This window comes from Nocardioides proteolyticus (genome assembly GCF_051280635.3).
Classification (GTDB): Bacteria; Actinomycetota; Actinomycetes; order Propionibacteriales; family Nocardioidaceae; genus Nocardioides.
In genome coordinates, this window is record NZ_JBNBPO030000025.1 from 16,859 (window position 1) to 30,608 (window position 13,750).

Below are 13,750 nucleotides of genomic sequence, written 5' to 3' on the forward strand. Positions count from 1 at the left end.
CGGTCAGTGACCGACGGCGTGGCCCTCCGGCGCCTCGACCTTCGACGGCAGGAGCAGTGCCATCGCGACGACGACGATCCCGATGATCGCGCCGACGGCGAAGGCCCACTGGAGGCCGCCCATGAAGGCGTCGACCGGTGTCCGGCCCGCCTCGGCGAGGTGGTCCTGCCGACTGTCGAGAACCACGACCAGGAGCGCGGTCCCGATCGCTCCGGCGACCTGCTGGAGCGTTCCCAGCAGCGAGCTGCCGTGGGAGTACAGCTGCTGCGGGAGGTCACCGAGCCCGAGCGTGAACACCGGGGTGAAGACCATCGCCAGGGTGGCCATCAACACCACGTGCAGTCCCAGGATCAGCGCGTACGGCGTGTCCGTGCCGATCCGGCTGAGCAGGTACATCATCGCCACCATGCCGACGGATCCGGGGATCACCAGCGGTCGAGAGCCGAACCGGTCGTAGAGCTTGCCGACCTGCGGCCCGAGCAGTCCCATGGCCAGGCCACCGGGCATCACCAGGAGGCCGGTCTGCAGCGCGGTCAGGCCGCGCAAGTCCTGCAGGTAGAGCGGCAGCAGGATCATCGAGCCCAGGAACGCCATGAAGCCGGCCGACATGAGCACCAGCGAGATCGCGAACGTGCGGTGGTTGAGGGTGCGCAGGTCGAGGAGCGGGGCGTCGGAGCGCTGGAGGCGGAGCTGGTAGCCGGCGAACGCGGCGATCAGCACGACGCCGCCGCCGATCCACAGGGTGGGCTCCACCCAGCTGCCCGTCCCGACCTTGGTCAGGCCGTAGACGAAGGTGGAGAACCCCGCGGCGGCGAGCGCGACGCTGAGCCAGCTCACGGAGCTGACCAGCGGCTCGCCGACGTTCTCGAGCTGCCGCATGCCGGCCACGGCGACCAGTGCCGCGATGGGGAGCACGACGACGAAGATGAGCCGCCAGGACCCGGCCTGCAGCAGCACGCCGGAGACCGCGGGCCCGAGCGCCGGCGCGCACGACATCGCGAGCGTCACCTGGCCCATCACCCGGCCCCGGTCCTCCACCGCGACCACCGTCATCAGCGTGGTCATCAGCAGCGGCATCATCACCGCGGTGCCACCCGCCTGGATGACGCGGGCGACGAGCAGCACCTCGAAGACCGGGGCGACCGCGGCGAGGAGGGTGCCGGCACAGAACGTCCCCATCGCCGTCGCGTACGCCGTGCGGGTCGAGACCCGCTGCAGGAACCAGCCCGTCACCGGGATCACGGCCGCCATCGTCAGCATGAACACGGTGGTGAGCCACTGTGCCGTGCGCTTGCTGATCTCGAAGTCGTCCATCAGGCGCGGGATCGCGTTGATCATGATGGTCTCGTTGAGGATCACCACGAACGTCGCTGCCACCAGCAGCTTGATCACCAGCGGAGTGCGACCCGGGGTCGCCGGGGCCGCCAGGTCCTTCTCGAACTCGGCGAGTTCGCCGGCTTCGATGGGCGCAGTCATGGGGGGTCCTATCGGTAGGGAGCCTCGGGCAGGCGGTGGCCGGCCACGCAACTGGTGACGCGGGGATCCGCCGTCTTCACCGTCTCCACGAACGGACGCCCACCGTTACGACAGCGGACGCGCGGAGAATTCATCGGCAGGGCCGCGGACCCCGACAGGACACAATGCTCCGCCAACCTCAGCGATTCCCGCCAGCGAGTTTCTCTGCCCCGCTCCCCGAGCGCGGGGTCGGTCAGCGGGTGAAGACGATCTTGCCGAAGACGTCGCCGTCCGCCATGGCGGCGAACCCCTCCCGCGCCTCGGTCATCGGGAGCACGCGGTCGATCACCGGCCGGACGCCGGTGCTGTCGAGCATGGTCGCGAGCGCACCGAGCTCGGCACTGCTGCCCATCGTGGACCCGATGACGCTCAGCTGGAGGAAGAAGATCCTGGTCAGCTCGGCGTCGTCGACCTTCGGCCCCGACGTGGTGCCGGAGATGACGACCTTGCCGCCGGGCCGCAGGGACCGGATGGAGTGGGACCAGGTGGCCCTGCCGACGGTCTCCATCACCGCGTCCGCCTTGACCGGGAGGCGCGCGCCGGACTCGAAGACCTCGTGCGCGCCGAGCTCGAGCGCCTTCGCGCGCTTGGCCTCGTCACGGCTGGTGGCCAGCACGCGGAGCCCGCCGGCCCGGGCGAGCGCAATCAGAGCGGTCGCGACGCCGCCGCCCGCGCCCTGGACCAGCACGGTGTCGCCCGCCTTGAGCGCGCCCTGCGTGAACAGCATCCGGTAGGCGGTCAGCCACGCCGTCGGGAGGCAGGCGGCCTCCTCGAAGGAGAGCGACGCCGGCTTGGGCACGACGTTGCCCCGGGGCACGACCACCTTGTCGGCGAAGGTGCCCTGATGACGCTCGGAGAGCAGGGAGCGACGGGGGTCGAGCGTCTCGTCCCCGCGCCAGGCCGGGTCGGAGATGACGGCATGCACGACGACCTCGTTGCCGTCCTCGTCGTACCCCGCCGCGTCGCACCCCAGGATCATCGGCAGCGCCTCCGACTTCAGCCCCACGCCCCGCAGCGACCAGATGTCGTGGTGGTTGAGCGAGGCCGCCTTGACCGTGACGGTGGTCCAGCCCTCCGGAGCGACGGGGTCGGGACGTTCGCCGACCACCAGGCCGGCCAGCGGGTCGTCGGAGCTGAAGGACTCGGCGTAGACGGCGAACATGCGGTCAACCCTATCGAGGCCGCACCGCCCACCGATGCGCCGGTCGGGCCGGTCAGGCTGGTCGGGCCTCAGCCGCGGGCGACGCCGTCGCGGCGGGCCGCCTCGGCCACCGCTGCCGCCACCGCCGGCCCGACCCGCGGGTCGAAGGGCGAGGGGATCACCAGGTCGGCGGCGAGGTCGTCGCCGACGAGGGCGGCCAGCGCGTCGGCGGCGGCCACCTTCATGTTCTCGGTGATCGCGGTCGCGTGCACGTCGAACGCACCGCGGAAGATGCCGGGGAACGCGAGCACGTTGTTGATCTGGTTGGGGAAGTCCGAGCGTCCGGTCGCCACCACGCGGGCGTGACGGTGCGCCACCTCCGGGTGCACCTCGGGGTTCGGGTTCGCCATCGCGAAGATGATCGCGTCGTCGGCCATGGTGGCGACCACCTCCTCGGGGACCGTGCCGCCCGAGACCCCGATGTAGACGTCGGCTCCCGCGAACGCGTCGGCGAGGCTTCCCCGGCGGCCGATGCGGTCGGCCGTCAGCTCCGCCAGCGCCTTCTTGGAAGCGGTCAGGTCGTGGCGGTCGGAGCTGACCACGCCCTTGCGGTCGGTCACCGCGATGTCCTTCACGCCGGCCGCGAGCAGGATCTTGGCGATCGCCACGCCGGCCGCACCGGCACCGGAGATGACCACCCGGGTCGACTCCACGTTGCGTCCGGTCAGCCGCAGGGCGTTGTGGAGCGCGGCGAGCGTGACGACCGCCGTGCCGTGCTGGTCGTCGTGGAAGACCGGGATGTCGAGCGCCGCCTTCAGGCGGTCCTCGATCTCGAAGCAGCGCGGGGCCGAGATGTCCTCGAGGTTGATCCCGCCGAAGCTCGGGGCCAGGCGGACGACCGTCTCGATGATCTCCTCGACGTCGGTCGTGGCGAGGCAGATGGGCACGCCGTCGACGCCGCCGAACTGCTTGAAGAGCACGGCCTTGCCCTCCATCACCGGCATCGCGGCCGCCGGTCCGATGTCGCCGAGGCCCAGCACGGCGGTGCCGTCGGTCACGATCGCGACCGTGTTGGGCACCCAGGTGTAGTGCCGGGTCAGCGTCGGGTCGGCCGCGATCGCCTCGCAGACCTCGGCGACGCCCGGCGTGTAGGCCAGCGAGAGCTGGTCCTTGGTGCCGACGTCGGCGGTGGGCACGGTCGCCATCTTCCCGCCGCGGTGCAGCTCGAAGACCGGCTCACCTGCGCGCGGGTGCGATGAAGGGACGTCGGCAGCCACGGGGATCAATCCTCCCACACCTGCCGGCCGGTCCCCCACACCGTCCGGGTGGCGAGGCTCACAGCCGGCGACGGGGCCGCGGGCGTGGCCACAGCCGACCCAGCGCGACGGCCGTCACGTCCTCGTCCGGCACGACCCCCCGGTGCCGGGAGTCGACGCCGGCGGTCGGGTTGTCGCTCGCCAGCCACCAACCCCCCGCACGCCGCTCGGTCGCGCGCTTGACCACTGCCGTGCCGTCGGGGAACCGCGCGACGACGATCGCGCCGGGCCGCACCCGGCCGTCGTACCGGACGAGCAGCCGGTCCCCCGGCGCGAGCGTCGGCCGCATCGAGTCTCCCCTGACGACCGCGACGCCCAGCCTGCGCAGGTGGGACGACCGCGGACCTGACGTTGCTCGCGCTCGCACGGCGAGTAGTGTCGCAGGCAGCGGATCGATTCCCGTCGACCCAACCCGTCGAACTCAGGAGAGGACCCACATGTTCTCGCGTCTCCGTTCTGCCCTTCTGGCCCCGACCATCGAGGTCTCCGCCCACTGCGACCTGCCCTGCGGCGTCTACGACCCGGCTCAGGCCCGGATCGAGGCCGAGTCGATCAAGGCGATCATCGCCAAGGCGCTCGACAACGACGACCCGGACTTCCGCACGCGCGCCATCCTCATCAAGGAGCAGCGCTCGGAGCTGGTCAAGCACCACCTGTGGGTGCTGTGGACGGACTACTTCAAGCCCCCGCACTTCGAGAAGTACCCCGAGCTCCACACGCTGGTCAACGAGGCGACCAAGCTCGCCGGCGCGGCCGGCACCAAGGGCGCGCTCGACGCGGATACCGCCGACCAGCTCCTCGCGAAGATCGACGAGATCGCGAAGATCTTCTGGGAGACCAAGCAGGGCTGACCCGACAGACAGACCCGACAGACAGAATTGTCGGGACCAAGGTCCTGATTTCCTAAGCCGCACGCCCTTCGGGGCGTGCGGCTTGGTCATTTGCCGCCGGAGGAGGCCGCTCGCGCCCTACTTTGGGTGCGCCGGAGACCCGCATGACGCTCCGGCGCACAACCGGGAGGTCCGGCCTGGGGGGACACGGAGCCGGCCACCGGTCAAGGGGAGGGAGACACCCACATGCATCGTGCCCTGATCAGGATCCTCGTCGGCCTGGCCGTCACTCTCGGCCTGGCGCTGACGTCGGCCGGCACCACCGCGGCCAGCGCGGCGCCGGCCGCACCGGAGCGAGCGGCCGCGCTCGCTCCGGACTGCTCCGCCAAGGAGGCGGCGCTCGCCAAGTCGCGCGCGAAGTACGGCCAGGCCGTGCGCGAGGCGCGGCACGCCAGGAACGCGCTGACCAAGGCCCAGCGCGACGAGCGCAAGGCCAAGACCCGCAAGGCGAAGAAGGCCAAGCACAAGGTCGTGGTCCGCAAGCAGAAGCGCCTGAAGACCGAGCGGTCCCAGATGCGCACGCAGAAGCGGTACGTGGAGGCGCACAAGGCGCGGGTCATCAGCTGCCGCAACTCGCAGTCGCCGACCAACCCCACCGCGAGCCCGATCCAGACCCTGTGCACCGCGGGCGTCCCGCAGGCGGTCTGCGACGCGCTCGCCGGACTGGTCGACCCGCTCGCCGAGCCGCTGACCACCACGATCGGCCAGCTGTGCACGGCCGCGCCGGAGGCCCAGCCGCTGTGCGACCTGCTGCTCAGCGGCACGACGCCGGACCCGGCGAGCCTGCTCGACGTGCTCGACACCGTGCTGGCCGCACTCGGCCTGGACGGCCTGCTGGGCGGCCTCGGGCTCGGTGACGTCCTCGAGGACACCGGCCTACAGGACCTGCTCGACCTGCTCGGTCTCGGCGGCCTGCTCGGCTGAGTCCGGTCCGTCACACCGCGACGGCCGCGTCCCCGCCCGGGGACGCGGCCGTTGTCGTAGGCTCGCCCCTGTTCCAGCCCCGTCCAGTCCCTCCCACCCAGAAGGATCGGCATGTCCGAGACGAGCAGCCGCGCCTTCGGTGGCGCACGGAAGCCCGGGAGCACCGGCTACCCGGCCGAGGTCGAGCTGCGCCTACCCGCCGACGGTGCCTACGCCTCCGTGCTGCGCACGCTCACCGCCGGGCTGGCCGCCCGCCTCGACCTCACCATGGACGACATCGAGGACCTGCGGATCGCGGTGTCCGAGGCGGCCGCGATGGTGCTCGACGAGGCGGACGCGGACGCGACCCTCGACTGCCGGTTCCGGCTGGGTCCCTCCGAGCTCTCCGTCACGATCAGCACCACCGCCCAGGACCCCGCCTCGCCGGACTACGAGAGCTTCGGCTGGCAGGTGCTCGCCACGCTCGCGACGGAGGCGGCGATCGACGCCTCGCCCGGGAGCTACGCGGTGCGGCTGACCGTGCGGTCGACGCTCGAGCCATGACCGCCGAGACCTCTCGGGACGATCCGCCCCCCACGGCGGTCGAGCAGACCCGACGGCGCAGCGCCGAGCTGTTCCTGGTCTTCCGCGACGAGGGCCTCCCTGGCGCCGAGCGGGACGCCGCGCGCGACGCACTGGTCCAGCTGCACCTTCCCCTGGTCGAGCACTGCGCACGGCGGTTCCGCAACCGCGGCGAGCCGTGGGAAGACCTCGTCCAGGTCGGCACGATCGGCTTGATCAAGTCCGTCGACCGGTTCGACACCGAGCGGGGCGTGGAGTTCTCCACCTACGCCACGCCGACGATCATCGGCGAGATCAAGCGCTACTTCCGCGACAAGGGCTGGGCGATCCGCGTGCCTCGGCGGCTCCAGGAGCTGCGCATGCAGATCAGCGCCACCACTGCGGAGCTGACCCAGCGGCTGGGTCGCTCCCCCACCCCGCGCGAGCTCGCGGAGTCGATCGGGTGCACCGTCGAGGAGATCGTCGAGGGCATGGAGTCCAGCAACGCCTACGCGACGCTCTCCCTCGACGCCACCGACGACGACTCCGACGGCGGGGGCCAGAGCATGCTCGACGCGATGGGCGTCGACGACGAGGCGCTCGAGCACGTCGAGATCCGCGAGTCGCTCAAGCCGCTCCTCGAGAGCCTGCCCTCGCGCGAGAAGCGGATCCTGCTGCTGCGGTTCTTCAAGAACATGACCCAGTCGCAGATCGCGGAGGAGATCGGCGTCTCCCAGATGCACGTGTCCCGGCTGCTCAGCCGCACCCTGGAGCAGCTGCGTCAGTCGCTGGAGTCCGAGGCCTGACCGTCGGCGTCGAGCGCCTCGATGGTGTCGCGGTTGAGCATCCCGGCGAGCACGATGCCCGCCACGAGCACCAGTGCGAGCGTCACCGCAAGGTGCTCACGGAGGGTCCACGCCATGCCGAGCAGGATCAGCTGGGTGATCAGCACCGGGCCGCGTGACCAGCCGCGCCGCTGCCACAGGCCCCAGGCCGCGAGGAGCAGGACCACGCCGTACGCCAGGAAGAACGCGGCCGTCGACAACCCCATCGCGAGCCGCCCCGACGTCACGTTCGCCAGCTCCAGGACGGCCAGCAGCATCAGCACGATGCCCTGCACGGCGACGAGGGACGCCGCCACCGTCAGCGGCGGCGGGTTCTTCGCGGGGTACGGCGGAGTCTGGTCGCTCACGTGCCCAGCGTAGGGTCGCTCGTCCGCTCACCACCGCCGGGCTATGGTCGACGAAGGGCATGGCGGCCGGCGCGGACCGCCGTTGTGACCCAACAGACCAGCCCAATTGCTTGATTCGTGAAGGATTCCTTGGAAGCCTTGAACGAGCGATCGTGAAACCGTTCACTTTTGCGGCTTCACGTGTGCCCGCACACGGGCATCCTGCATCTTAGAAAGAGGGCATCCCCACCCATGGATTGGCGACACCGTTCCGCATGCCTCGACGAGGATCCGGAGCTGTTCTTCCCGATCGGCAACACCGGTCCGGCCATCCTCCAGATCGAGGAGGCCAAGGCGGTCTGCCGACGCTGCGAGGTGCGCGAGCAGTGCCTCGCGTGGGCGCTCGAGGCGGGACAGGACCACGGTGTCTGGGGCGGGCTCAGCGAGGACGAGCGGCGCGCGCTCAAGCGACGCAACGCCCGGGCCCGCGTCCGCACCCCCGTCTAGCGGTGTGCAGGCGGCGGAGCGAGGTCACTCCACGGGGATGCTGATCGCCGCCCGGGTGCCGCCGCCCGGCGTCTGACCGAGCGTCAGGTGGCCGCCGAGCTCGCTCTCCACGAGCGTCCGCACGATGGACAGGCCCAGGCTGGTCGAGGTGTCGAGGTCGAAGCCCTCGGGCAGCCCCCCGCCGTCGTCCTCCACCGCCACGTCGAGCGTCGCCCCGCGTCGCGCGGCGCGAAGCACGATGTCGCCCGAGGCACCGGGTCCGTAGCCGTGCTCCGCGGCGTTCTGCATGAGCTCCATGACGACCATGGCCAACGGGGTCGCCAGCTCCGACCCCAGCACCCCGAAGCTGCCCTCCCGGCGTACGGCGACCTGGGCCGTGGTGGAGCCGACGTCGGTCACGAGCCGGGCGAGGCGGTCGGCGATGTCGTCGAAGTCGACCGCGGGGTCCACGGCCTGGCTCAGCGTCTCGTGGACGATCGCGATCGACCCGACCCGGCGGACCGCCTCCTCCAACGCCGCTGCGGCATCGGGCGACCCGATCCGGCGCGCCTGCAGCCGCAGTAGCGCGGCCACGGTCTGCAGGTTGTTCTTCACCCGGTGGTGGATCTCCCGGATCGTCGCGTCCTTGGTGACCAGCTCCCGGTCGCGGCGACGGAGGTCGGTGACGTCGCGAACCAGGATCATGCCTCCGATGTGCTCGCCCTTGGGCCGGAGCGGGATCGATCGCACGATCAGCGCGATGCCGTCGCCGGGTCCCCCGGAGGCACCGAGCTCGGTGTCGCGGTGGGCGCGGCCGCCGAGCACGGCACTGAGCGTCTCCTCGTCCGGCCGCTGGCGCGGCGGGACCAGGTCGCGGGTGAGGTCGGCGAGGAGGTGACCGGTGAGGTCGCCGGCGTGACCCAGCTTGCGGTAGACCGACAGGGCGTTGGGACTGGCGTAGACCACCCGCCCGGCGGCGTCGACCCGCAGGAACCCGTCGCCCACGCGAGGAGAGTCGGCGTGGTCGCTGCGCTGGCCCGGACTGGGGAAGAGCCCCTCGGCGATCATCGTGGCCAGGTCAGCGGCGGTCTGCAGGTAGTTGATCTCGAGCATGCTCGGCGTGCGGACACCCAGCAGGTTGGTGTTGCGGCTGATCACCGCGATCACCCGTCCCGCGCGCCGCACCGGGATCGCCTCCACGCGGACGGGCACGGTGTCGTGCCACTCGGGGTCGCCCTCGCGCGCAATCCGGCCCAGCTCGTGGGCCGCGTCGACCAGGGGCCGCCGGCCGTGGGCGACGAAGGTGCCGACGATGTCGTCGACGTATGCGGTGGGACCGGTCGTCGGTCGCATCTGCCCGCCTGCCCAGAACCCGTTGCCGAGCCGGTCGGGCAGCCACAGCACGAGGTCGGCGAAGGAGAGGTCGGCGATGACCTGCCAGTCGGCCTGGAGCAGCTGCAGCCAGGCGATGTCGGCGTCGTCGAGCCCGGTGTGACGCCGGGCGATCGCGGACAGGGAGGCCATGACGGAACCGTAGTCCCCGCCCACCGGCCGGGTGCCGCGCAGTTCGGGTCGTTTGGCAGGATGTGCGCAGGACGTCTCGAGGCGTCCGCGGGGATTCACGGTCACGGTTGGACCGCGGAGGATGGTCGATGGCGAAGGTGGACTGGGCGGCGATCCCCCACACCGACTTCCGGGTCCCCGACGTGGCGCCGCTGTCGGACCTCACCGCGGAGCTGACCGAGCTGCTGGGCCATCCCGATCCCCGACTGCGCGAGGACGTGGCCGTCCCCGTGCTCAGCACCTGGATCGCCCGCGGCGTGTACGACGACCTGCTGACCGGCCTGGGCGACGGGATCGCGACCGGCCTCTCCCGCGGCCTCGGCGAGCGGGACACCGACTCGGTCTTCCGGCGCAGCAGCTGCGCCGTGGTCCTCACCGACTGCATCGTCCGCGACATCCGCCAGTCGCTGGTGCCGAAGGACCGGGCCGTCGACTGGGTCGACCGCCTGGCGACCTGGCTGCTGGCCGAGCGGGACCTGCGCGGCCACGTCCCGGGCAAGGGCTGGGCCAAGGCCGTGGCGCGGGGCGCCACCGCTCTCGGTGCCTTCGCGGCGTCGCCGCACTGCGGCCGCCCGGAGCTCACGGTGCTGCTCGACGTCCTGGGCGAGCGGGTGACCACGCCGGTCGACGCCGTCTGGTCGGCCGGCGAGGCCGACCAGGTCGCCGCGGCCACGGTCCAGCTGCTGCGGAGGGACCTGATCCCCCTGGAGCAGGTGGAGGAGTGGGCGACCCGGATCGGCGCCCGGGCGCTGGGCGCCGACGACGAGCGGCACGAGCCGGACCCGACGGCGCTCAACGCCGACGCCTTCCTGCGGGCGCTCTACCTCCAGCTCGCGTTGGGCCCGGAGCCGCCCGCCACGCGGGCCGACCTCGTGCTCACCCTGGTGCTGCTGCTGCGGGAGCTCCACCCGGAGCTGCTGGGCCGTCCCCGCTGACCCGCCGCTGACCCGCCGCTGACCCGCCGCGACCGCCGCGCGTGACGCCGGGCTGAGCGCGGGCCGTACGCCGCCCGGTCCCCGGGCGGCCGCTAACGTGCGTGCATGACCACTGACGAATCCCCCACCGTCACCGATCCCGCGGACGGCGGGATCTCCGGCCACGCCGGCGAGCTCGCGGTCGCCGTCGCGCAGGCCCACGGCGTGGAGACGATGTTCACCCTGTCGGGCGCCCACGTGTTCCCGATGTACGACGGCGCGGTGAAGTCCGCCGAGACGCCGAACCCGGTCCGGCTGCTCGACGTCCGCCACGAGCAGACCGCGGCGTTCGCCGCCGAGGCGACGGGCAAGCTCACCCGGGTGCCGGGCCTCGCCGTGCTGACCGCCGGCCCGGGCGTCACCAACGGGGTGAGCGCGATGGCCCAGGCGAAGTTCGCCGGCTCCCCCATGGTCGTGGTCGGCGGCCGGGCTCCCAACAACCGCTGGGGCACCGGGGCGCTGCAGGAGATCGACCACCTCCCGATCGTCGACCCGGTCACCAAGCACGCCCGGACGCTGATGACCGCCGACGACGTCGCCGCCGGGTTCGACGAGGCGTTCGCCGCCGCCCGGTCCTCCCACCGCGGCCCCGCCTACGTCGACGTGCCGATGGACGAGTTCTTCAACGCGGGCTCGGGGTCGTTGCCGACGCCCGGCACGTTCCGCGGCGCCGACCCCGACACCGACGCGATCGCGCGGATCGCCGCCCTGATCGCCCGGGCCGAGCGGCCGGTGCTGGTGCTCGGCACCGACGTGTGGGCCGACGGCGCCGAGCAGGCGGCGCTGCGGCTGGTCGAGGACATGCGGCTGCCCGCCATCACCAACGGCATGGGACGCGGCGTCGTGCCCGGGGGGCACCCGATGCTCGTCACCAAGGCCCGCGGAGCCGCACTCGGCGGCGCCGACCTCGTCGTGGTGGTCGGCACGCCGCTGGACTTCCGCCTCGGGTACGGCGTGTTCGGCGGCAAGGACGGCGCCGACCCGGCCGCCGTCGTCCACATCGCGGACTCGGCCGACCAGCTGTCCTCGCACGCGAGCCTCGCCGACTCCGTGGCGGGCGACCTCACCGCGGTGCTCGACGGCCTCCTGGCCGAGCTGGACCGGGCCCAGCAGCCCGACCGGTCCGGATGGACCGGCATGCTGCAGGACACGGTCGCGAAGGCCAACGCCCGCGACGCCGAGCTGCTCGGCGCCGAGGCCGACCCGGTGCACCCCGCGCGGATCTACGGCGAGCTGGTCCCCCGGCTCGCCGACGACGCGGTCGTGATCGGCGACGGCGGAGACTTCGTCTCCTTCGCGGGCAAGTACGTCGAGCCGAAGCGACCGGGGTGCTGGCTGGACCCCGGCCCCTACGGCTGCCTCGGCGCCGGTCTGGGCGCCGCGATCGCCGCGCGGATCGCACGCCCCTCCTCCCAGGTGGTGCTGCTGCTCGGCGACGGCGCGGCCGGCTTCTCCCTGATGGACGTCGACACGCTGGTCCGGCACGACCTGCCGGTCGTGATGGTGATGGGGAACAACTCCGCGTGGGGCCTGGAGAAGGGCCCGATGCAGATGCTCTACGGCTACGACGTCGCCGCCGACCTCGCCCCGCGCACCTCCTACGACGGCGTGGTCGAGGCGCTCGGTGGGGCGGGCGAGACGATCACCGACCCCCGGCAGATCGGCCCCGCGCTGGACCGGGCTTTCGACGCGACTGTGCCGTACCTGCTCAACGTGATCACCGACGTGGACGCCGCCTACCCGCGCGCCACCTTCGGCATCTAGGAGTCGCCGTGACCGAGGCGACCCTGACCTTCACCGTCGACGAGGCCGACACCGCCGCCGCGCTCGGCTCCGGCAGCCTGGCGGTGCTGGGCACACCCCGGCTGCTCGCGTGGTGCGAGGCGGCGACCTGCGCGGCGCTCGAGCCGGAGCTCGCCGAGGGGCAGACCAGCGTGGGCACCCGGGTCGAGCTCGAGCACCTGGCGCCGACGCCGGTGGCCGGCTCCGTCGAGGTGACCGCGCGCGTGGTGCACGCCGACGGGCGGCTGCGGCGGTTCGCGGTCTCGGCGCGCGACGTCGGTGCGGACGGGACCGCCGGCAGGCTCGTGGGATCGGGGGAGGTCACCCGGGTCGTGGTGGACGCCGAGCGGTTCCTCGCACGCCTGCGCGGCTGAGCCGGCGGCGCGTGCCGGTGGACCCGGATTTCGGGCTCGCCACGGCGACCTGAGAGACTGGGTCGATCACGACTCCAGGAGGAACCATGGGCAAGACCGGCCGCAAGCGCCGCGCGCGCCGCAAGAAGGGCGCGAACCACGGCAAGCGCCCCAACAGCTGAGCACTGCTCGCTGACGCACAAGACCCTCGCGACGCCGTCCGGGGGTCTTCGTGCTCCCTGGACCTGCTAGCGCGGTCGGGGGAACTGCGCCCGCATGGCCAGGTCCCAGCCGCGGTCGCCCAGCACCCGGCGGGTGAGCATCGCGGCCGGAGCGGACACCGTCACGGTGTAGCGCGGCCTCGGGCGGCTCCTGGTGAGGGCCTTCTCGACCACCGCGGCGACCGCCTCCGGCGGGCCGCCGAACCTGGCCATCGGGCCGTCGTACGCCTCGTGCGTGGAGGCCTGGACGGCCGCGTTGAACTCCGCGTACGGGCCCTCGCCGGTGGGCATCCCGGCCGCGACCGCCGCGTCGAAGTTGGTGGTGATCAGCCCCGGCTCCACCAGCACGACCCGGACGCCGAAGCCGGAGACCTCGAAGCGGAGCGCGTCGGAGAGCGCCTCGACGGCGTACTTGCTGGCGTGGTAGGCGCCGCCGCCGGGGAAGGTCAGCCGGCCTCCCATCGAGCCGATGTTGACGATGCGTCCGGAGCGCTGGGCCCGCATGCTGGGGAGCACCAGCTGGGTGAGCCGGAGCAGCCCGAACACGTTGGTCTCGAACTGTCGCCGTACGTCATCGAGGTCGAGCGTCTCCAACGCACCCGACTGGGAGTAGCCGGCGTTGTTGACCAGGGCGTCGATCCGACCGGCACCGTCGAGCACCTCGCGGACGGCGGCGCTCATCGACGCCTCGTCGGTGACGTCGAGCGCCAGGGCCCGGCAGCCGGCGGCCTCCAGCCCACCGAGCGTCTCGGGGCGGCGGGCGCTGGCCCACACGTCCCAGCCGGACGCGGCCAGCCGTTCGGCGGTCGCCTTCCCGATGCCGCTGGAGCAGCCGGTGATGAGCACGGTCCTCGTCATGGCGACGATTCTCGCG

At 72.4% G+C, this 13,750-nt stretch carries 16 protein-coding genes; 9 read left to right on the top strand and 7 right to left on the bottom strand.

The genetic code is table 11. The annotated features are described in order from the left end of the window. Window positions 1-3: 3 nt before the first annotated feature. From ACPOLA_RS14935 to sodX, 4 genes are all read right to left on the bottom strand, one after another. Complete coding sequence (locus ACPOLA_RS14935; RefSeq protein ID WP_435771229.1) at window positions 4-1,476, bottom strand: MDR family MFS transporter; 1,473 nt, start codon at window positions 1,474-1,476, stop codon at window positions 4-6. Between the two features lie 232 nt (window positions 1,477-1,708). Next, a complete protein-coding gene (locus tag ACPOLA_RS14940) occupies window positions 1,709-2,677 on the bottom strand; it encodes a zinc-binding dehydrogenase (RefSeq protein ID WP_435771230.1) in 969 nt (322 codons plus the stop codon). Window positions 2,678-2,745: 68 nt separating this feature from the next. After that, the gene (locus ACPOLA_RS14945; protein WP_435771231.1) at window positions 2,746-3,942 is read right to left on the bottom strand and encodes an NAD(P)-dependent malic enzyme; all 1,197 of its coding nucleotides are present in this window, start codon (window positions 3,940-3,942) and stop codon (window positions 2,746-2,748) included. 49 nt (window positions 3,943-3,991) lie between these two features. Beyond that, window positions 3,992-4,339, bottom strand: coding sequence for a nickel-type superoxide dismutase maturation protease (gene sodX, locus ACPOLA_RS14950; protein WP_435771232.1), 348 nt, complete (start codon window positions 4,337-4,339; stop codon window positions 3,992-3,994). A 70-nt stretch (window positions 4,340-4,409) separates the two neighbouring features. Here sodX and sodN point away from each other — a divergent pair, with 70 nt between their 5' ends. The 4 genes from sodN to ACPOLA_RS14970 all read left to right on the top strand — a co-directional run bounded on the left by sodN (window position 4,410) and on the right by ACPOLA_RS14970 (window position 7,132). Continuing rightward, entirely contained in the window at window positions 4,410-4,823 is a 414-nt protein-coding gene (gene sodN / locus ACPOLA_RS14955; protein ID WP_435771233.1) for a superoxide dismutase, Ni, read from the top strand. A gap of 225 nt (window positions 4,824-5,048) precedes the next feature. Next, the gene (locus ACPOLA_RS14960) at window positions 5,049-5,786 is read left to right on the top strand and encodes a hypothetical protein (RefSeq protein WP_435771234.1); all 738 of its coding nucleotides are present in this window, start codon (window positions 5,049-5,051) and stop codon (window positions 5,784-5,786) included. Between the two features lie 111 nt (window positions 5,787-5,897). Further along, entirely contained in the window at window positions 5,898-6,329 is a 432-nt protein-coding gene (locus ACPOLA_RS14965) for an ATP-binding protein (protein WP_435771235.1), read from the top strand. Then, entirely contained in the window at window positions 6,326-7,132 is an 807-nt protein-coding gene (locus ACPOLA_RS14970; protein WP_435771236.1) for an RNA polymerase sigma factor SigF, read from the top strand. The genes ACPOLA_RS14965 and ACPOLA_RS14970 overlap by 4 nt, the downstream gene beginning before the upstream one ends. Here ACPOLA_RS14970 and ACPOLA_RS14975 read toward each other — a convergent pair. After that, window positions 7,108-7,518 carry a hypothetical protein gene (locus tag ACPOLA_RS14975; RefSeq protein ID WP_435771237.1) on the bottom strand — a complete coding sequence of 137 codons (411 nt, stop codon included), beginning with the start codon at window positions 7,516-7,518 and terminating at the stop codon, window positions 7,108-7,110. The two genes, ACPOLA_RS14970 and ACPOLA_RS14975, sit on opposite strands and share 25 nt — an antisense overlap. Before the next feature lie 231 nt (window positions 7,519-7,749). Between ACPOLA_RS14975 and ACPOLA_RS14980 the strand changes: the two genes are divergently transcribed. Continuing rightward, window positions 7,750-8,004 (top strand): WhiB family transcriptional regulator, encoded by a 255-nt coding sequence (locus ACPOLA_RS14980; RefSeq protein ID WP_435771238.1) that lies wholly within the window; start codon window positions 7,750-7,752, stop codon window positions 8,002-8,004. A gap of 24 nt (window positions 8,005-8,028) precedes the next feature. On the opposite strand, the gene ACPOLA_RS14985 is transcribed toward ACPOLA_RS14980, so the two are convergent. Next, entirely contained in the window at window positions 8,029-9,507 is a 1,479-nt protein-coding gene (locus tag ACPOLA_RS14985) for a sensor histidine kinase (RefSeq protein WP_435771239.1), read from the bottom strand. A gap of 128 nt (window positions 9,508-9,635) precedes the next feature. Between ACPOLA_RS14985 and ACPOLA_RS14990 the strand changes: the two genes are divergently transcribed. From ACPOLA_RS14990 to ACPOLA_RS15005, 4 genes are all read left to right on the top strand, one after another. After that, entirely contained in the window at window positions 9,636-10,481 is an 846-nt protein-coding gene (locus tag ACPOLA_RS14990) for a DUF2785 domain-containing protein (RefSeq protein WP_435771240.1), read from the top strand. Window positions 10,482-10,586: 105 nt separating this feature from the next. Next, the gene (locus tag ACPOLA_RS14995; RefSeq protein ID WP_435771241.1) at window positions 10,587-12,284 is read left to right on the top strand and encodes an acetolactate synthase; all 1,698 of its coding nucleotides are present in this window, start codon (window positions 10,587-10,589) and stop codon (window positions 12,282-12,284) included. 8 nt (window positions 12,285-12,292) lie between these two features. After that, a complete protein-coding gene (locus tag ACPOLA_RS15000; protein WP_435771242.1) occupies window positions 12,293-12,676 on the top strand; it encodes a thioesterase family protein in 384 nt (127 codons plus the stop codon). Window positions 12,677-12,762: 86 nt separating this feature from the next. Beyond that, window positions 12,763-12,837 (top strand): 50S ribosomal protein bL37, encoded by a 75-nt coding sequence (locus ACPOLA_RS15005; protein WP_370249596.1) that lies wholly within the window; start codon window positions 12,763-12,765, stop codon window positions 12,835-12,837. A gap of 66 nt (window positions 12,838-12,903) precedes the next feature. On the opposite strand, the gene ACPOLA_RS15010 is transcribed toward ACPOLA_RS15005, so the two are convergent. Beyond that, window positions 12,904-13,734 carry an SDR family NAD(P)-dependent oxidoreductase gene (locus ACPOLA_RS15010; RefSeq protein ID WP_435771243.1) on the bottom strand — a complete coding sequence of 277 codons (831 nt, stop codon included), beginning with the start codon at window positions 13,732-13,734 and terminating at the stop codon, window positions 12,904-12,906. Window positions 13,735-13,750: the final 16 nt, after the last annotated feature.